The sequence below is a fragment of the Ornithinibacillus contaminans genome (assembly GCF_001038425.2).
In the GTDB taxonomy this organism is placed as follows: Bacteria; Bacillota; Bacilli; order Bacillales; family Amphibacillaceae; genus Ornithinibacillus; species Ornithinibacillus contaminans.
The window spans coordinates 52,399-72,046 of record NZ_LDPV02000009.1 but is presented as its reverse complement, the minus strand read 5'-3'; the positions used below and the strand labels follow the sequence as shown (position 1 = coordinate 72,046).

Annotated in this window: 18 protein-coding genes and 3 tRNA genes; 18 read left to right on the top strand and 3 right to left on the bottom strand. The window is 36.7% G+C overall.

What is annotated here, in order from left to right; all coding sequences use genetic code 11:
- Nucleotides 1-103: 103 nt before the first annotated feature.
- The 6 genes from rph (at nt 104) to JF53_RS01080 (ending at nt 3,651) form a co-directional block, all read left to right on the top strand.
- Entirely contained in the window at nt 104-871 is a 768-nt protein-coding gene (gene rph / locus JF53_RS01105) for a ribonuclease PH (RefSeq protein WP_047981670.1), read from the top strand.
- Nucleotides 872-1,465, top strand: a complete 594-nt coding sequence (locus JF53_RS01100) for an XTP/dITP diphosphatase (RefSeq protein WP_047981671.1) — start codon at nt 872-874, stop codon at nt 1,463-1,465. It abuts the gene before it with no gap.
- Between the two features lie 16 nt (nt 1,466-1,481).
- Nucleotides 1,482-1,991 carry a metallophosphoesterase gene (locus JF53_RS01095; RefSeq protein WP_047981672.1) on the top strand — a complete coding sequence of 170 codons (510 nt, stop codon included), beginning with the start codon at nt 1,482-1,484 and terminating at the stop codon, nt 1,989-1,991.
- Nucleotides 1,992-2,313: 322 nt separating this feature from the next.
- Nucleotides 2,314-2,387, top strand: a tRNA-Gly gene (locus JF53_RS01090).
- 7 nt (nt 2,388-2,394) lie between these two features.
- Nucleotides 2,395-2,468: transfer RNA gene (locus tag JF53_RS01085), tRNA-Arg, on the top strand.
- 148 nt (nt 2,469-2,616) lie between these two features.
- Nucleotides 2,617-3,651 carry a tyrosine-type recombinase/integrase gene (locus JF53_RS01080; RefSeq protein ID WP_047981673.1) on the top strand — a complete coding sequence of 345 codons (1,035 nt, stop codon included), beginning with the start codon at nt 2,617-2,619 and terminating at the stop codon, nt 3,649-3,651.
- 106 nt (nt 3,652-3,757) lie between these two features.
- On the opposite strand, the gene JF53_RS01075 is transcribed toward JF53_RS01080, so the two are convergent.
- Nucleotides 3,758-4,462, bottom strand: a complete 705-nt coding sequence (locus tag JF53_RS01075; protein WP_047981674.1) for a class I SAM-dependent methyltransferase — start codon at nt 4,460-4,462, stop codon at nt 3,758-3,760.
- Nucleotides 4,463-5,001: 539 nt separating this feature from the next.
- Between JF53_RS01075 and JF53_RS01070 the strand changes: the two genes are divergently transcribed.
- Nucleotides 5,002-5,583, top strand: a complete 582-nt coding sequence (locus JF53_RS01070) for a recombinase family protein (RefSeq protein WP_047981675.1) — start codon at nt 5,002-5,004, stop codon at nt 5,581-5,583.
- A gap of 377 nt (nt 5,584-5,960) precedes the next feature.
- Here the strand turns inward: JF53_RS01070 and JF53_RS01060 are convergent, their stop codons facing one another.
- Nucleotides 5,961-6,167 carry a hypothetical protein gene (locus JF53_RS01060; protein WP_047981677.1) on the bottom strand — a complete coding sequence of 69 codons (207 nt, stop codon included), beginning with the start codon at nt 6,165-6,167 and terminating at the stop codon, nt 5,961-5,963.
- A gap of 749 nt (nt 6,168-6,916) precedes the next feature.
- Between JF53_RS01060 and JF53_RS01055 the strand changes: the two genes are divergently transcribed.
- The 9 genes from JF53_RS01055 (at nt 6,917) to yihA (ending at nt 16,640) form a co-directional block, all read left to right on the top strand.
- Nucleotides 6,917-7,759 (top strand): helix-turn-helix domain-containing protein, encoded by an 843-nt coding sequence (locus JF53_RS01055; RefSeq protein WP_047981678.1) that lies wholly within the window; start codon nt 6,917-6,919, stop codon nt 7,757-7,759.
- Nucleotides 7,760-7,870: 111 nt separating this feature from the next.
- Nucleotides 7,871-8,278, top strand: coding sequence for a hypothetical protein (locus JF53_RS01050; RefSeq protein ID WP_047981679.1), 408 nt, complete (start codon nt 7,871-7,873; stop codon nt 8,276-8,278).
- A gap of 65 nt (nt 8,279-8,343) precedes the next feature.
- Nucleotides 8,344-8,691 (top strand): hypothetical protein, encoded by a 348-nt coding sequence (locus JF53_RS01045; RefSeq protein WP_047981680.1) that lies wholly within the window; start codon nt 8,344-8,346, stop codon nt 8,689-8,691.
- Nucleotides 8,692-9,039: 348 nt separating this feature from the next.
- Nucleotides 9,040-9,113, top strand: a tRNA-Arg gene (locus JF53_RS01040).
- A gap of 103 nt (nt 9,114-9,216) precedes the next feature.
- The gene (locus tag JF53_RS01035; protein WP_047981681.1) at nt 9,217-10,200 is read left to right on the top strand and encodes a tetratricopeptide repeat protein; all 984 of its coding nucleotides are present in this window, start codon (nt 9,217-9,219) and stop codon (nt 10,198-10,200) included.
- Nucleotides 10,201-10,364: 164 nt separating this feature from the next.
- Nucleotides 10,365-11,654 (top strand): trigger factor, encoded by a 1,290-nt coding sequence (tig, locus tag JF53_RS01030; RefSeq protein WP_047981682.1) that lies wholly within the window; start codon nt 10,365-10,367, stop codon nt 11,652-11,654.
- A gap of 378 nt (nt 11,655-12,032) precedes the next feature.
- Nucleotides 12,033-13,310 (top strand): ATP-dependent protease ATP-binding subunit ClpX, encoded by a 1,278-nt coding sequence (gene clpX / locus JF53_RS01025; protein ID WP_047981683.1) that lies wholly within the window; start codon nt 12,033-12,035, stop codon nt 13,308-13,310.
- A gap of 431 nt (nt 13,311-13,741) precedes the next feature.
- The gene (lon, locus tag JF53_RS01020) at nt 13,742-16,078 is read left to right on the top strand and encodes an endopeptidase La (RefSeq protein WP_047981684.1); all 2,337 of its coding nucleotides are present in this window, start codon (nt 13,742-13,744) and stop codon (nt 16,076-16,078) included.
- Nucleotides 16,059-16,640, top strand: coding sequence for a ribosome biogenesis GTP-binding protein YihA/YsxC (yihA, locus tag JF53_RS01015; RefSeq protein ID WP_047981685.1), 582 nt, complete (start codon nt 16,059-16,061; stop codon nt 16,638-16,640). The genes lon and yihA overlap by 20 nt, the downstream gene beginning before the upstream one ends.
- A gap of 51 nt (nt 16,641-16,691) precedes the next feature.
- Here yihA and JF53_RS01010 read toward each other — a convergent pair whose 3' ends face one another.
- Nucleotides 16,692-17,174 (bottom strand): LiaI-LiaF-like domain-containing protein, encoded by a 483-nt coding sequence (locus JF53_RS01010; protein ID WP_047981686.1) that lies wholly within the window; start codon nt 17,172-17,174, stop codon nt 16,692-16,694.
- Nucleotides 17,175-17,427: 253 nt separating this feature from the next.
- Between JF53_RS01010 and hemA the strand changes: the two genes are divergently transcribed.
- Together hemA and JF53_RS01000 are read left to right on the top strand one after the other, a co-directional pair.
- Nucleotides 17,428-18,795 carry a glutamyl-tRNA reductase gene (gene hemA, locus JF53_RS01005; RefSeq protein ID WP_047981687.1) on the top strand — a complete coding sequence of 456 codons (1,368 nt, stop codon included), beginning with the start codon at nt 17,428-17,430 and terminating at the stop codon, nt 18,793-18,795.
- A 21-nt stretch (nt 18,796-18,816) separates the two neighbouring features.
- Nucleotides 18,817-19,638: a cytochrome C assembly family protein gene (locus JF53_RS01000; protein WP_047981688.1), complete on the top strand. Its 822-nt coding sequence runs from the start codon at nt 18,817-18,819 to the stop codon at nt 19,636-19,638.
- Nucleotides 19,639-19,648: the final 10 nt, after the last annotated feature.

Below are 19,648 nucleotides of genomic sequence, written 5' to 3'. Positions count from 1 at the left end.
TAACCTAGCTCCTTATTTTTTTGCCTTGTAATTCAGGGTAAAATAAGATGATTGTTTTGGGTAAAATATGTTAAGCTAATCAGAGATAAGGAGGATTTATTACATGAGAACTGATCAACGTAATCATAACAGCTTACGACCTATTACCATTACTACCAATTTTATTAAACATCCAGAGGGCTCTGTACTTATTGAAGTAGGAGAAACAAAGGTAATTTGTAACGCAACAATTGAAGATAGAGTTCCTCCTTTTATGCGTGGTCAAGGAAAAGGTTGGATCACGGCAGAATACGCAATGCTTCCTCGAGCTACACAAGATAGAAATATTCGGGAATCGTCAAAAGGAAAGGTTTCCGGACGCACAATGGAAATTCAACGATTAATTGGACGAGCATTACGCTCTGTTGTGGATTTAGAAAAAATCGGTGAACGAACCGTTTGGATTGACTGTGATGTCATTCAAGCTGATGGTGGAACAAGAACAGCTTCTATCACCGGTGCTTTTGTAGCAATGGTGCTCGCTTTTGGGAAATTGTTAGAAATAAATACGTTAAAAAAGATGCCTGTTACTGATTTTCTTGCAGCAACTTCTGTGGGAATATTACCAGACGGCACTGAAATCCTAGATTTAAAGTATGATGAAGATTCCATTGCAAATGTTGATATGAATATTGTGATGACGGGTTCTGGTGAATTTGTGGAAATCCAAGGTACAGGGGAAGAAGCAACATTTTCGATGAACCAATTACATACGCTATTACAGCTTGCGAATGAAGGGCTTAGTTCTATTTTTAAAGCACAAAGGCAAGTTTTAGGAAGTTTAGCTGACCGGATTGGCGAAACCGTTACTGAAAAAAAAGGTGACAAATAAATGAGAAACGTATTAATTGCAACTAAAAATGCTGGGAAAGCGGAGGAGTTTAAGACACTTTTTGACCGTTATGGCATAAAAGCCATCTCCTTACTTGATTTGGAAGAAGAAGTTCCGGATATTGAAGAAACGGGTATAACCTTTGAGGAAAATGCTGCCTTAAAATCAGAAGGAATTTCCGAACGCATGAATATAACTGTTATGGCAGATGATTCGGGTCTAGAAATCGATGCACTTGATGGAAGACCTGGAATATATTCTGCGCGCTATGCAGGTGAACCGAAGGATGATAAGCAAAATATTGCTAAAGTATTGAAGGAACTTGAAAATGTTTCAGCTGAAGAACGTACTGCTCGGTTTGTTTGTGTATTGGCTGTATCCATACCCGGAGAACCGACACAATTTAAAAAGGGCTATTGTGAAGGCACAATTGCTTTTGAGGAAAAAGGTTCCAATGGTTTCGGGTATGATCCAATCTTTATTCCTAAAGGGTATAGCAACACAATGGCGGAGTTAGACGCAGAAGAGAAAAATACTATTAGTCATCGTAGAAATGCCATAATTCAACTAGAGGATTGGATTAAAAATCAATGATGCTGGAGTGGAAATAATGACAAAGGTTGTAATTATGAGTGATAGTCATGGGTTAAGAGAGGAAATCGTCGTGATTAAACAGCGTCATCATGCTGATGTTGTGTTCCATTGTGGGGATTCAGAATTAGAAGCGGATGCGAAAGAATTAGAAGGTATTGTAACTGTTGCTGGCAATTGTGATATGGCTAACCGATTTCCCAATGAACAAAAACAGACTATAAATGGGGTAACGTTTTTTGTTGTCCATGGTCACCTGCACAATGTGAAAATGAATTTAATGAATCTATCCTACCGGGCAGAAGAAGAAAATGCAGATATAATTTGTTTTGGTCATAGCCACATTGCGGGAGCAGAGAAGGTTGCTCAAAAGCTGTTTTTAAATCCTGGCAGTATTCGATTACCGAGAATGCGCCCTGAGAAAACGTATGCTGTGTTAGAGTGGGAAGCAAAAGATTCTATTGAGGTAAGTTTTTATACAGTAGATGGAGCACGCGTTGACGATTTGTCATTTGTTACAGCGATATAATAAGGGAGCGGGATGTTTCTTGTTTTTATGCAAGATGCATCCGTAACAATCCCTGTTTTTTGTAAATTATAACATTAAAATTTAGTGTTGACATTAAAAGCTAAAATACATATAATAAACCTTGTGACAAAAAATGAAGTCAGCCAAATCGCTTACTTTTACATGATTTTAACCGTGTTAACATGCGGGTGTAGTGACGAGCGAAACATCCACCGAATAATCTACGAGTTGCCCCGAGGAATACAACTTCTTCGAAAATGCTAGTAGACGTAGGGGCATGACTTTGCGTGAACGAAAACTAAATAACACTTTTAATTAATATGCGGGTGTAGTTTAATGGTAAAACTCTAGCCTTCCAAGCTAATGTCGAGGGTTCGATTCCCTTCACCCGCTCCATACATATGTCCCAGTAGCTCAGCAGGATAGAGCAACAGCCTTCTAAGCTGTGGGTCGGGAGTTCGAATCTCTCCTGGGACGCTACAGTTTTACAGTCTCAAGCCTTGATATGACAGGGTTTTGGGCAGATAAGGGATGCTAACACAGATTATAACACTGTGGGAGCATCTCTTTTTTTATCCCTACAATTTTCTATTGCCTCCAAGTTTATTTTACTGGAGGAGATAGCATGACAAAGAAAAAAGGTATTTTTGATGTAGGAGCAGATATTAACCTGTTTAAACAGGGAACTGGCTTAGGAGCAGACACTAAGCTTTCAGGGCAGTCTAAGCCCTCAGGAGCATCCTCAGCAACTACAACAGTAGCAGTTAAGGAAGATGGCAGAGACTTAGACAAAGCTATTGAAATCATCATTCAGCAAATGAAAGTTAGTGGTTACAGAGATAGAACTATTACTGACTATTTAAACTACATGGGACAGTTCAGGAAAGTTACAAATGTAAAATACCTTGAGGAAATTACAACAGATTCTATATACTCATGGCTCAATTCCATGGATGTATCCAATCAAACCAAACTGACTAGGCTGAAATGCCTCAAGGCTATTCTAGGCAAGTGTTTTAATAATGGATGGGTACAATCAAAGTTTTGGCATGGCATTAATATTAAAGTTGATAAACAGGTCAAGAAAGGTGCTAAGAAAGATGATGTAATGGTTTTACTCACTTTGTTAGACTTAAATACCTTTATAGGCTTGAGGGATGCTGTGGCAGTTCTCACTTTGTATAGGACAGGAGTTAGGATAAATACATTAGGTCAGCTCCAAGAGAAACATATTGATTTTGAGAATAAGCTTTTATGTATGGATGGCACAATCCTAAAAAACCACAAGCTGTTAAAGTTACCTCTTGATGATGAGCTATTGCATCTTCTGAAAATTTTAATCATGCAGAATAACAAGATAAGGGAGTATTATGGACAGAAAAACTCTTATTTGTTTATAAGCTACAAAGGGACATCTTTAGATACAAAGTCAACTAATAATGCCATCTCCAAGCAGCTCCACAAATACTCTAAAAGATATGGCTTAAATAACATTAATCCTCATGCTCTTAGGAGGGGATATGCAAAGAGCTTATTAGATAAAGGAGCTAATCTTGCACTAATATCAAAGGCTCTTGGACATTCTAACTTAGCAGTTACTACTCAGTATCTTGATTTAGATGTTGAAGAAGTTGTAGATAATTTAAGGGAATACCTGTAAGAAAATTACTCCTGCTATATCTGAGGCAGGGGTTTTCTTTTTAAAAAAAATTCAATAAAAAAACAGAGCATTTAGCCCTGTCAGTTTGTGCAAATACATATAGATTTTATTTTTGAAATAAAGCTGTAGTTAACCCTTTAACTCCAAACAAATTATTTGGTTGCTCTATCTCAAGCATTTTTCTTATTTCAATTTCTTTAAAATCCTTAAAGATTTCTCTTAACTTTTCCTCTGTATAGCCTAGACCACCTTTTAAACTCATCATTCTATAAACTTCCCAATCAGATATTTCTGCTCCACCAAGTTCTCCACCTGGAATAAAGCAAGTGAGAGCAAAGAAACCATTTGGCTTTAATGCCTTCTTTACTAAATTTATGTAGCTCATTCTTCTGTGAGGAGCAATATGATGAAAGCACCCTGAATCATAAACAATATCATATTGACCTTCTGCAAGTTCTAATTCAAATATGTTTTTATTTATAAAATTAACATTTGTATTTTTTTCAGTAGCTCTTTCTTTTGCCCATTGAATTGACTCTTGAGAAAGATCTACTGCATCAACACTGCAACCCATTTCTGCAAAATAGAGGGCATTCCTACCTGGCCCACAACCTAATTCAAGTACTCTGCCTGGCTTTATAAGGTTATTTTCAAAATAACTAACTAAATTTTCATCAGGATAGTTTACAAAAAAAGGTATTCCTCTATCTCTTTCAGAATAAAAGTTATCCCAGTTGAACTTTGACTGCTCTTTTAGCAAATGATCTAACATTACTAATATATCCTTGTGTTCACCAATTACTTCTTTCAAAAATTATCCCCTCTTTCAAATATGTTAGCTTGCTATCTAACTATACCAAATTTTACAAATAGTAATGTTAAGAGAAGATTAAAAAAATATTATTTCATTCCAAAAGTTACACTTAAAGTCATTTAGTATATGCCATTTAGGAGCTTTGTGAGTCCTTTATTATTCTTTTTATATAGGGTTGAATGGTATCCTACCTTTTTTATTTAAAATCAAAAATAACCCCCTTTAAATGTGTTTAAGGGAGTGGCTATAAAATAGAAACTGCATTAATATATTACAAATGTTACATTAGGGTTACAAAATGTAGTGAGCCAACTGGCTATTGGTGCTTATTTCCATACAAAGTATTTTTTATTGTAGATATTTTTCAGGCACTTCTTCCCCTGCTCCATACCCCCTAACCCCCCCTGTCCCCCCTTTGGGCTTTCACTGTCTAATTAGACTCTACCTAAAATAGACAAAGTAGCAACTCTTGATTATACTAGGTTTGTAGTGTCTATTTTAAGTGTCTATTTAGTTAATCAGCAGGAGGATACATAATGGCTAAACAATATGGATATGCAAGGGTATCAACAGCAGATCAAAATCTTGAGGCACAAATACAGTCTCTTAAAGAGGCAGGAGTAGTTAGGGTATTCAATGATAAGGCAACAGGCAAGAACATAAAAAGGGAAGGTTTACAGGATCTCTTGAGCATCTTAGAGGCAGGAGATACACTTGTTATAACAAAGCTAGATAGGATAGCTAGAAATGTTAAGGAGGGTATACAGCTTATAGATGAATTGGCAGAGAAGGGCATTAAGCTCCATGTACTTAATATGGGATTGTTTAATGGATCAGCTACATCTAAGCTCCTGAGGAATATCCTACTCTCTGTAGCAGAATGGGAGAGGGAAATGATTTTGGAAAGACAAAGGGAGGGTATAGCTGTGGCAAAGGCTTTTGGCAAGTACAAAGGAAAGCCTAAGAAATACACAGACAAGAATAAATCGATGAATCAGGCTTTAGAATGGTTTGCAAACAGGGCTACTAATGGTAAGACTGTAAAGGAAATTTGTGAGATAACTAAGGTAAGCAGAGCATCACTGTACAATATTGCTAAGGAGAAGGGCATCCTCTGATGGGTTGCTCTTTTTTGTTGTTATGAGCTTCCTCTACAGCCTCCTCCTGGATGCCTCTATCTGCCTCTGCTTGATAAAAAATATTTTTATGCTCTTGGATATTCTCTGTTTTTTGGATGTGCAAAGGCTTGAAACTTCTATGCTTTAGGGTACTAAATAATCCAAGACCAGACTCTGAAATAGTAGGATATTTACAATAGTCTGATATATTACCTCTTAGCCTCATATATTATTTTTCTGAAAGGAAGGAAGGCAGCAGGGTAAGGATTGGGGGAATTTTTGCTCCTTAAAAGTATTCATAAGTAACAGCATCCCCTCCCTACATAATCAAAAAACAGCCTATAGTATGCTCTAAGCATAACCATAGACTGTATGTATTAAAGAAAGTGTCCTTTTAGCTCTACAACAGGACTGTTATCCAATTCTGTCACTCTGCATTCTTCTAATCTGATAACTCTCTCTTGTTCTAACTGCCTTGCACTTTGAATAGTTTTCTGCTCAGCAGTATCACTTACCATAGCTTTAAATACATGAAATGATGAGCCTAATTCTTGCAAGTCTCTTAATAGTTGGTCTTTTTCCATATCTTCCCCTCCTTTCTCAATAATTACATTCAACAGATTAGTAAAAATCACCTGCTGTATATACAGAAAAATACAGTCTAAGTACAGCATTATTGGAGGTTAATCCTAAGCTATACCTAGACTGTTAGGATGATGGTCTGTGATATTAAGTTGTAATAGGCATGGCTGAGAGTAACTACTGGCAGGTAGCATTTTAAATCTCAGTCTGATGCCTTTTCCTTCTACTGAGATAGGAATGAGTAAGGACAATGCCTCCTCATGTATATAATCTGCTGAAGCTGTAATTTAAAGTTTAATGTAGGCTTTGCCTAGAGTCTGGCTTATTAGCCATCCTCACTACTTTTAACTGCCAATACATCCTTGATATTGTATGACAAAGATACTGATAATATTGTTTTATGATGTTGTTGGGAGACTGGCTGAAAGACAGGCTCAGGTATTGACCTTATAAGATAAGAGGTATTCTATTATGGTAAAGTGCCTTTCAGCCTTACAACCATAAGGGATTGAGTCATATTGTAAGAGGGAAGAAATACTCAAGTGAAAGCATCAAAAAGGGAAAAAATGCTCAAGTGACATCTCTGGATTATTTGGAATAATAATCAAATATTCATAGGATACCTAATGAGTTTCATTATGGTACAGAAATTTATATCAGAAATCTGAGTGAATTACTTTAAGACTCCTCCATTCAGTTAGATAAGTAGATGGCTGAGAAAGAGCCTATAACTGACTGAGGAGGAACTGGAATGAATAAGAATTTAAGAGTAGTAGATGAGGATGGGCAGATTGTACAGGGAGCTAAGGTGATACTACCTGAGCAGATGGAGGCTATTGAGCATCAAAAGAGGAAAAGAGCAGTCATTGAGAAAAGCTCATCACTCTTTGTATTTACAGAAATGGGAGCTTTAAATGAGGGACTGTCAAACATGAAAAATAAAGAGCTAGGATACTTCCTGCTAATGCAAACCTATGTAGATTACAACAATATGCTCAAGGGTACTCCAGATGCTAAACTGCCAATGTCAAATAAGGAACTGGCTCAGGTGTTGAATGTTACCACTAAGACTGTCAGCAACCTACTTAAAAAGTTTGAGGGTATGGAGCTTATTCATAGAGGTACAGTGGAGCTTTATGGCAAAAGTCATAAGGCTTTTTTTATTAGCTCTGAATTCTGCTTTAGAAAAGGGGTTGGAGGTCAGCATAGCAAGTATAAAACAGATGAGGCTGTAAAAGTATTCATTAACAGCTTACAGGATGCTTTTGCTCAGGGCTTACAACCTGCTGATATTGGCTTTATCTATAAAACAATTCAGTTTATCCACTATGAAACAAACCTGCTTGTTACTAATCCTAATGAGAGGGATCTGTTCAAAGTAAATACCCTTAGCCTTGAGGCTCTGGCTAAACTGATGGGATTAAGTATTGAGGAGACAAGCAGAAAGCTGAGCTATCTCCAATGGAATGATATGTACATTTATGCAAAGACAAAAGTGGGGAAAGAGCTAATGGTGAAAGCTAATCCATTTATTCTTTACAGGAGAGCAGGAGAGCCTGATGTATCATTAGGTGCTGAGTTTCTTGTCAACTAGAAATTTATATCTGAAATCCTAGTGAATTACTTTAAATCATATGCTTGCAGCTAGCTAATAGTAAAGGAATTGAGGCAACTCTTTTCCTTAATTACTGAGGAGGTTTTATAGATGAATAAGAATTTTGGTATGACAGTTGAGCAGATGAACAATCAACATTTACAGGAGATGGCTGAAAGGGTAGGAGATAGGCAGAAGGCAAGTCTTGAGAGGCATAATGCTATTGCCAATGGCTTTGGCAGAGCAATGTCACAAGATTATAACTTGTCTGAGATGGCAATTACAGCTAATGGTTTACTAGAGGGCAGTATTAATCCTAAGAAGTTTGGGATTGACAATGCAGTTAAATTTACTAGTCAATGTAATTCAGCTATTAAGGCATTAGAAAAGGATATTCAGCATAAGAAAACATCAGCAGGACTTGCTTATATGCAAAACAGACTTGACAGCTACAAGAAATTACAGCAGGAGGTCAATGATGCTGAGGGAAAGATAGCATTGTTTAAAAACTTTATTTAATTACTACTGAGGTTGGGCAGAGATGCTCAGCTTTTTTTTATTTTACTGAGGTAAGGGAGAGGGCAATGATTAACTATAGGTTTAATGAATGGAGAAATAGTGGAGAGCCTTGTGATAAATGGAGTCCAATGGCTTACAGGATTGTATCAAAGAATACAGGTTCTGAGCAGGTAAATGGCTTTAGAATAGGACATATATTGTACCTACATCATATTAAAGGCATGACAGCTAAGGAGATTAAAGAAGTAGCAGGACATGGAATAGCTACTAACATGATTAAGTCCATTTTAAAAGGCTTTGGTAGGCTGTCAGGGTATGAGAGCTTAGAAGCATATGACATAGCTATGTACTTGGTGGAGTGTCAGCCTGAGGTATTAGAAAAGATGTACTCTTTAAATGAATACAGGATGTAAGGATACCCAGAGCTGTAGCTGATGCTATTAGCTCCTCTTTTTTTGTCTGCTAATGTCTCTGCAAGACCAGTGTTTTTATCAGACAAAGTTATATTTTCTACTATATAAAATCACTACTGTAAATCAATTGAATATTAGTGAAAATAGTGGCTGTGTTATGAGAATGGGGAAAAGGAAAGAAATAGCTTGATAACTGTTTGTGACTGAGTTATCCTGTTGTCTAGGTAATAGAACTTTGTTAGGGATTTGTTCTAATCCCCACTTTGCATAAAATGGAAAACTTAATCTGTGTTAGACCTTTGTAAAACCTTGATATGACTGGGTTTTAACTGATAAGGAACTGTAAATGTCCCAGTAGCTCAGCTGGATAGAGCATACGCCTTCTAAGCGTACGGTCGGGAGTTCGAATCTCTCCTGGGACGCTTTCTACAAGAAACCTATCATTTGGGTTTCTTTTTTGTTAGGATAAATAAATGTATCTAACCGCTTATAATCGTTTAAACTAAAAGGAAAAGGAGGGAAGTCATGCGGGATGGAAACGAAAATGTCGTCCTTTTTCCGAAATGGGAAATGTCACTTAAGGATGAAAGTTTAAAGGCATTGCAAGACAAGCGATATGAAGAAGCGCTAGAGAAGTTGGAAGCCTTACTCCATTACAATGTGTCAAATCATGAGATTATCATTGGGAAATTGATGTGTTTAATGGAATTAGGTCGTTATCAGGAAGCAGAAGATACGTGTGCTGAAATCATTCGCAATAAAGAAGATGTGCATTACTATCATTATTTACATATGTATTTAACTATTCTGTTTCAGACGAACAAATATCGTTTGTTAATGGAATTGATAGAAGAAGAGCTCGAATCGGATGAATTGCCGTTAGTCTTGAGGGAGCAATTTCATCAGCTATATGATATGAGTGAGAAGATGGATTTCGATATAGCAGAGGAAAAGTCTTCAAAGTATACCGATGATTTAATGGATGCTGTTGCAGAAGCTAATCATAATAAACAATGGCAACTGCTGGTTCAATTACGTACAATGAAAAAAGAACCAGATAAACAGGCGATTTCATTATTGAAAAAGCATGATGTGCATCCAGTGATAAAAACAGCAATATTTCTATGGCTTCAAGAGACTAACTATTCGAATCTAGTTGATGTACATAAATTAGGGAAGCAGCTTCATATTAATCCGGCAGAGATAGTGGAAATTAAAAAGCACCCTACTTATTTAACGATTCTCCAATATTTAAGCGGGCTAGAACAAGAGAATCCAACATTATATCAATTTTTAGAACAGCTGTTATATCGTTATTTTTATATTCATTATCCGATCCTGCCACCTGATATTGATGCAGCATTAATAGCTGAGGGATTACAACAGCTCAGTAATCAATTATTTATTCAATCCGAAGAAGAACAGCCTTCAATCAATAATGAAGTGGAGAGCTACTTGGAGGATATTCTAAATGCGGAACAACTATACTTATCTATCATTGATGAATAAGCGGAAACATTTCGCTTATCGCTTGAAGTCGTAAGCAATTATGGTATAATAAGATGGTTGCAAATTTGAGAAATACGATAGATAGAATCATTTAGGCACAAATTGAAATCTAATTAATGAATTTAAGTAGTTAATGGAAATAATAGATTTATGGAGGGAATTATATGTCAGCAAAATGGGAATTAAAAGAAGGAAATGAAGGAGTATTAACATTTGAAGTTTCAGCAGAGGAATTCGATGCTGCTTTAGATAAAGCCTTCAATAAAGTTGTAAAAACAATGCAAATTCCAGGTTTCCGTAAAGGGAAAATACCTCGTCCGATTTTTGAAAAGCGCTTTGGAATTGAGGCATTATACCAAGATGCAGTGGATATCGTTTTACCAGATGCTTATGTGAAGGCGATCGATGAAACTGGTATTGAGCCAATCGATCAACCAAATGTGGATATCGAAGAAATTGAAAAAGGTAAAACACTTATCTTTACGGCTAATGTAACAGTTAAGCCAGAAGTTAAGCTTGGTGAATACAAAGGTCTAGAGGTAGAAGTGTTAGATACTACTGTAACAGACGAAGATGTTGATAATGAATTACAGCAATTAAGAGATCGTCACGCTGAATTAGTCGTAAAAGAAGAAGGCGCTGTTGTCGATGGCGATACTGTTGTAATGGACTTTGAAGGTTTCTTAGACGGTGAAGCTTTTGAAGGTGGAAAAGGTGAAAATCATTCACTTGAAATTGGCTCTGGTCAATTTATTCCAGGTTTTGAAGAGCAACTTGTTGGGAAAGAAGTTGGAGTAGAAACAGAAATTCAAGTAACATTCCCTGAAGATTATCATGCAGAGGATTTAGCTGGAAAAGAAGCTACTTTTAAAGTAACAATTCATGAAGTAAAATCAAAAGAGCTTCCTGAGCTTGATGATGAATTTGCGAAAGATGTAGATGACGAAGTGGAAACACTTGCTGAATTAAAAAACAAGAAAAAAGAACAGCTTGAAGCTGAAAAGAAACAAAGCGCAGATAATGCTAAGCGTGAAGATCTAATTAACAAAGCATCTGATAATGCGGAAGTTGAAATCCCTGATGTAATGGTTGAAACTGAGCTTGATCGTATGATGCGTGAATTTGAACAACGTCTTCAAATGCAAGGTATGACGCTAGATCTTTACTATCAATTCTCTGGCCAAGATGAGGCTGCTTTAAAAGAGCAAATGCGTGAAGATGCTGCAAAACGTGTTAAAACAAACCTAACACTAGAAGCTATCGTGAAAGCTGAAAACTTAGAAGTAACGGATGAAGATGTTACTGCTGAGCTTGAAAGCATGGCTACTATGTATGGAACAGATACAGAACAATTAAAGCAAATGCTTGGTGGCAATACAGATGCAATCAAGGAAGATTTATTGTTCCGTAAAGCAATTGACTTCTTAGTAGACAATAGCAAAACAGTTGCATAATACGTTATAAAACGAGGCAATATACAATAAAAAAACAAGGTGCGGAATTCGTGCCTTGTTTTTTTCACCCTAGATAAGGGTTATTTTTAGTATTTTTATTTAATATTTAGTATGATAGGTAACAAAGACTTATCATCAGAATATTGATCAATTTTATGTGGTGAAGTGGCATATACTAAAATTGATCCATAGAATGAGTTGTGCATAAAATATCAACAGAATGAAGCATATGAAGAGAGATCCTAATCGGTCACCATAACAAGTCATATCAACTGAAAAAGTATATTGTTTTGTTTTCTAAAACGGTTCTGATATGATATTTATTATAACTGTTATGTTTTTTCATGTGTTTAGCGAAACTTTAGGGGTGAAAAGGTAATGTTTAAATTTAATGAAGAAAAAGGGCAGCTAAAATGTTCATTTTGTGGAAAAGGCCAAGAGCAAGTACGCAAATTAGTTGCTGGTCCTGGCGTTTATATATGTGATGAGTGTGTTGAATTATGTGCTGAAATTGTAGAAGAAGAACTTGGTACTGAAGAGGAACTGGAATTTAAAGAAATTCCAAAGCCGAAGGAAATTTGTGAAATTCTTGATGATTATGTAATTGGTCAAGAAAAAGCAAAGAAAAACTTATCGGTAGCAGTATACAACCATTACAAACGAATCAACTCTCCAAAAAGCACAGAAGATGTTGAGCTGTCTAAAAGTAATATTGCCATGATCGGACCAACAGGTAGTGGTAAAACATTACTAGCACAAACCCTAGCTCGTATTTTAAATGTTCCATTTGCGATGGCTGATGCAACATCATTAACCGAAGCTGGTTATGTTGGGGAAGACGTAGAAAACATTCTGTTAAAATTAATTCAAGCTGCAGATTATGATATTGAAAAAGCAGAAAAAGGGATCATTTATATTGACGAAATAGACAAGGTTGCACGTAAATCAGAGAATCCTTCGATTACAAGAGATGTATCTGGAGAAGGTGTGCAACAAGCACTATTGAAAATTCTTGAAGGGACAGTTGCAAGTGTACCGCCTCAAGGTGGACGAAAGCACCCACATCAGGAATTCATTCAAATCGATACAACAAATATCCTATTCATCTGTGGTGGAGCATTTGATGGTATCGAACAAGTCATTAAACGTAGACTTGGGAAAAAAGTAATTGGCTTTGGTGCTAATGAGAAGCAAGAAGAATTAGATAAAGGTCAATTATTATCAAAGGTTTTACCAGAAGACTTACATCGCTATGGATTAATTCCAGAATTTATTGGAAGACTTCCGGTAATCGGTAGTCTTGAGCCACTAGATGAAGATGCATTAGTCGAAATTTTAACGAAGCCAAAGAATGCGCTAGTTAAACAATATGAGAAATTATTCCAAATGGATAATGTTACGCTCGAATTTGAAGATGATGCTCTAGTGGAAATTGCCAAAAAAGCAATCGAACGAAAAACAGGTGCTCGTGGCTTACGATCAATTATCGAGACAATCATGCTTGAAGTAATGTTTGAACTTCCATCTCGTGAGGACATCGAGAAATGTGTTATCACCAAAGATACTGTTGTCAACGAAAACGGAAGTCCGAAGCTATACTTCAATGATGGTACAGTTTCTGAAGAAATTCAAAAGCTTCCTAAGGAAAGTGCCTAATAATCCAATAAACAGTGAAGAGTAGGCTGGCTAGGTATGTAGTTCCTTCAGAGGTAAGTAATTGCTGAAGGGACCTTACTTAGGTAGCCTTTTTTACATGCTGTACAGGTAGAACTGGAATAGTAGAATTAGTTAGTTGACAACGGGTAAACTACGAGTAACGAAAAGTGATTTATACGAACGAAAACGGATAAAGATAAAGAAGATATTATTTTACAAACTAGTTATATTTCTATAAACTTTATCATTATCTACATAGTGATTTTTTAACGCGATAGAAAAGTATAACATCATTCTAGACCGGCATTGGAAAAACGAGCACAACTGCCGAATGCGAGTTTTGCTAAATGAATACTAACCTTGTCAATACGGTTGCTGAGTTGGTGTCGTATGCTTTTCTTATTAAATATCTAGATGGAGGTTCAGTTACGATGACAAATGAAATTAAACAAATTCCCCTCCTCCCATTACGTGGTTTGTTAGTATTTCCTACGATGGTGCTACACCTTGATGTAGGTAGAGATAAATCAGTTGCTGCCTTGGAGAAAGCGATGGTTGGTGATCAAACTATTTTTCTTGCCGCACAAAAAAAGGTGAGTATTGATGATCCTAAAACAGACGAAATTTATCGCGTTGGTACATTGGCAAAAATTAACCAAATGTTAAAATTACCTAATGGAACCTTCCGAGTGCTTGTGGAGGGCTTATACCGTGGTGAAATTATCCGTTTTATTGACGAGGATGATGAGTTTTTCGTTGAGGTAGAAGCATTAGAAGAGGTAGCTGGTGAGCGGCTAGAAGAAGAAGCCTTAATGCGTAATCTGTTAAAGCAATTTGAACAATATGTTAAGATTTCGCGAAAGGTCACACCAGAGACACTCTCTTCGGTGGCTGATATTGAAGAACCAGGTAGACTGGCAGACATCATTACATCCCATCTTTCTTTAAAAATAAAGGATAAACAAGATTTATTGGAAATCGTAAACACTCAGGAAAGACTTCAGCATCTAACCAATTTAATTTCTAATGAGAAAAAAGTATTAGATTTAGAGAAGAAAATTGGTCAGCGTGTGAAATCTTCGATGGAAAAAACCCAGAAAGAATATTACCTTCGTGAACAGCTTAAAGCTATTCAAAAGGAGCTTGGCGATAAAGAGGGAAAAACTGGAGAAGTTAGTGATTTGCGTGAGAAAATTGAGAAGTCAGGAATGCCTGAACGGATGATGGAAGTAGCACTCAAGGAACTAGGACGATATGAAAAAGTGCCACAGTCTTCTGCTGAGAGTTCCGTGATTCGTAATTATATTGAATGGATACTTTCCCTGCCATGGACAGAAAAATCACAAGATACAATTGATATCAACCATGCAAAGAATATTTTAGATAAAGACCATTATGGCTTGGATAAGGTAAAGGAACGGATATTAGAGTATTTAGCAGTACAAAAGTTAACCAACTCAATAAAAGGGCCCATTCTATGTCTTGTTGGACCACCCGGTGTTGGGAAAACATCACTGGCAAAATCAATTGCTAAATCTGTAAATAGAAACTTTGTCCGTATTTCCTTAGGTGGAGTTCGTGACGAGGCGGAAATTCGTGGTCATCGTAGAACGTATATCGGTGCAATGCCTGGTCGAATTATTCAAGGAATGCGTAAGGCAAAAACGATTAATCCGGTATTTTTACTTGATGAAATAGATAAAATGTCCAATGATTTTCGTGGAGACCCGTCTTCTGCGATGTTAGAGGTGCTTGATCCAGAACAAAACAGTAACTTTAGTGATCATTTTATTGAAGAAACCTATGATTTATCCAATGTTCTGTTTGTTGCGACGGCAAATTATGTGAACAATATACCGGGCCCATTATTAGACCGTATGGAGTTAATTTCTCTATCTGGCTATACAGAGCATGAGAAATTACATATTGCCAAAGAACATCTAGTACCAAAACAGTTGAAAGAAAATGGATTAAAAAAAGGGAATTTACAACTCAAGGATGAAGCTTTACTGAAAGTCATTCGAATGTACACAAGAGAAGCTGGTGTCCGAACACTTGAAAGGCAAATTGCGAAAATTTGTCGGAAGGCAGCAAAGTTAATTGTTGCAGCAGAGAAAAAACGGGTCGTAGTGACAGAAAAGAGCTTGGAAGACCTACTCGGTAAGCCGATTTTCCGTTTTGGGCAAATGGAAAAGGAAAACCAGATTGGTGCAGCGACAGGGCTTGCCTATACAACAGCCGGTGGCGATACACTATCGATTGAGGTATCCCATTATCCCGGAAAAGGTAAACTAACACTAACAGGTAAGTTAGGGGAAGTAATGCGGGAATCTGCCCAGGCAGCATTTAGCTATATTCGATCAAGGGCTAAAGAATTAGGAATCGATCCAGATTTCTATGAGAAATATGATATTCATATCCATGTTCCAGAAGGTGCAACCCCTAAGGACGGACCTTCAGCAGGGATAACTATGGCAACAGCGCTCGTATCGGCATTGGCTAATCGAGCTGTAAAGAAAGAAGTAGCAATGACTGGAGAAATAACGTTAAGAGGGCGAGTCCTTCCAATTGGTGGATTGAAAGAGAAATCATTAAGTGCACATCGTGCGGGAATTACGACGATCATTTTCCCGGAAGATAACGAAAAGGATTTGGATGATATTCCAGAGAGTATACGCGAGGAGCTTACATTCATTCCGGTTCATCATCTTGACCAAGTGTTGGAACATGCCCTAGTGGAGGAGAAACATGAAAGTAACAAACGCTGAAATTGTAATAAGTGCCGTAAGTCAAAAGCAATATCCGAATGACCAATTGCCTGAAATTGCGTTAGCTGGACGATCTAACGTTGGAAAATCTTCGTTTATAAATAAATTAATCAATCGTAAAAACCTAGCACGTACATCGTCGAAGCCAGGAAAAACACAAACATTAAATTTTTACCGGATTAATGATGCGTTTTACTTTGTCGATGTACCTGGTTACGGCTATGCGAAGGTTTCTAAAACGGAGCGAGAAAAATGGGGCAAAATGATGGAGGAATATTTTGAAACAAGAGATACATTAAAAGCAGTCTTCCTCATTACAGATATCCGTCACGAGCCAACAAGAGATGATATTCAAATGTATGATTTTTTAAAGCATTTTGATCTTCCGGTTGTTGTCGTGGCAACGAAATTGGATAAAATCCCTAAAGGTAAGCGTGGAAAGCATGTCAAGCGCACCGTGGAAACATTACAAATGGAGCAAGGTGACTTGGTGCTACCATTCTCTTCTGAAACAGGAGAAGGAAAAGACCAAGCATGGGGAATACTAAGTAAATATTTATAAAACCAATAAGAGCCTGTGACATAAGGTGTTTTTTGCTTATGTCACAGACTCTTATTTTTTCTTTTTCAGGAAATAAATACCGATTCCAATCAGAACAACCGGCCAATAAATAGCAATGAAATCTATAATATCGTATATCCAATCAAACCATGTGGGAATATTAATGGAAAAGATAAGAATGCTTGATAATCCGATAAGAATTAACCCAGGCACGAGTCCTTGTTTTGTTTTGAAATATCGTACGAGAAAAGCAATCCCAATAATTAACGGGTACATCGCCCAATGATCAATCCAGAAGACATAGTGCTGTATGCCGTGAAAATGGATACCAAGCCCAAGGATAATGGTGCCGCTGAATAATTGCTGATAATCTTTTGTTTGAAAGCTATATATTACGAGCGCTAAGCCTATAATAATAAGTAATGTTGGCCAGGAATAAAAGTCCGTGAAAATGGGTAGCTTTAGCTGGCGAAAGAGAAAGTATAGTCCAATACCAATTAATAAATAAGCGGTAAAGGAATTTTTGTTTTTCATGAAATTACCTCACTTTTATACAAGATAAATACTAAATCACACCCACGAATGGATTCCTTGCTTCTCTTGGTGCAGTGTGTTAGAGTACATCTGTATTCTACTTTATAATGATTATCATATCATATTGTTTTCAAAAACTGTTCACAAAACGATAAAAAGTGCTTATTTAACTATGGTATAATGATTGGTGGAATACGACAATATTACGTTCAATTTATTTTTGAACCTCTGGATCGTTGGAGGAGAGATTACGGTGCACATTCTTAAAGTTGGATTAAACTATAAAACAGCTCCTGTCGAAATTCGAGAAAAGCTAACTTTCTCCGAACACTCTCTTCAGGATGCAATGCTAGAACTAAAGCGACGAAAAAGTATATTAGAAAATGTAATTGTATCCACATGTAACCGTACGGAAATTTATGCGGTTGTTGATCAAGCACATACTGGCCGTTATTATATAAAACAATTTCTAGCCGAATGGTTTGATATTGATAAAGATGAATTTTCTTCTTATCTTAGAATTACGGAAGATGATGGAGCTTTAGAACATTTATTTCGTGTTTCTTCAGGACTAGATTCTATGGTGCTTGGTGAGACGCAAATTCTCGGTCAGGTGAAACAAGCATTTCTGACCTCCCAGGAAATTAATGCGACAGGTACTATTTTTAATGAACTATTTAAGCAGGCGATTACCTTCGCTAAAAAGGCGCAACGAGAAACCGCTATCGGAGAAAATGCGGTATCGGTTAGCTATGCAGCGGTAGAGCTTTCCAAAAAGATATTTGGTAGCCTTGATCAAAAGCATGTTGTCATTCTAGGTGCAGGAAAAATGGGAGAGCTTGCAGTAAAAAATATTCAAGGATCGGGCGCAACACAATTAACAGTTGTAAATCGTACACTTGAAAAAGCTAAATCGTTAGCAGATAAGTTTGGTGCAAAAGCCGTCCAGTTAGATGCATTAGAAGAAGTGCTTGAAACTACAGATATCTTGATCAGCTCCACTGGATCAGATGCCTATGTGCTCACGAAAGAAATGCTTGAACCAATTCAAAACAAGCGGAAGGATAAATCATTATTCCTAGTTGATATCGCTGTACCAAGAGACCTTGACCCAGCAATCGGCCAATTGGATAACGTGTTCCTTTACGATATAGATGATTTACAACATATTGTTGATGAGAATTTAGAAGCGCGTAAGAAGGCTGCTGAGGAAATTGAAATATTACTTGAACAGGAAATCATCACGTTTAAAGAATGGCTAAAAACACTTGGTGTAGTACCAGTAATTTCTGCGTTACGCCAAAAGGCGCTTACCATACAACAAGATACTATGGAAAGTATAGAGCGAAAGATGCCTGACTTAACTGATCGAGAGAAAAAGGTGCTAAACAAGCATACAAAAAGTATTATTAATCAGCTATTAAAAGAACCCATCACACAGGCGAAGGAGCTTGCTGGATCGAATAAAGCTGAAGAAGCACTACAATTATTTGTGGATATCTTTGGGATTGAAAACGAGGTAAGAGAAGAGTTTGAAAAACAGGCGAAAAAAAATGAACACCTTCTCGTTAATCAAGGACAAGGAATACAACCACTTTTAGAAAAAATCGTTACGAATTAGTAGAGAAGAGAGATTTGTAGCATGGGAGATGTTCATTGGATTTATGAGGGCATTGTCATTACCTACATTTTAAGTCTAATCGGGTATTTTATTGATTTCGTACAGCAAAACCGGAAGGCGAATCGTATTGCCTTCTGGTTACTTTGTATGGTTTGGCTAATGCAAACCTTTTTTTTGTTTCAACAGGTGATAATCGATAAACAAATTCCGATTGCAACCATGGCAGATAGTCTTTTTGTATATGCATGGGTATTAGTGACCTTTTCCATTGCCATGAATCGGTTGTTTGACGTTCGTTTCATCGTATTTTTTATTAATGTATTTAGCTTTTTCATTGTATTAATGCATCTCGCGTTTTTAGCACGCACTTCAATGCAGCAGGATGGTATCCAATTAGTCAATGAAATCTTACTTATTCATATAGTGTTAGCAATTATTTCCTATGGTTTTTTTACAATCGCTTGCTTGTTCTCTATTATGTATAGGATGCAATATCGTTTCTTAAAAGAGAAAAAAGCATTAAAATGGATTTGGAGATTTGGGGATCTGGAACGGTTAGAATATCTTACATTCCGGGTCATTACAATCGGCATCCCATTATTGTTAACTGGTATAATTTTAGGCTTTGTTTGGGCATATACAGACAAACAAGAAGTATACTGGTTTGATTTGAAAACAATAGGTTCTATTTTAGTATTACTAGTGTATAGTGGATATCTGTTATTACGCATGCAAAGACGTTATTCAGGAAAAACGTTGGCACTATATAACTATGCTGCATTTCTAATCTTACTAAGTAATTTCTTTTTATTTAGTGCGTTTTCGAAATTTCATATCCTGTAAAACATAAGGA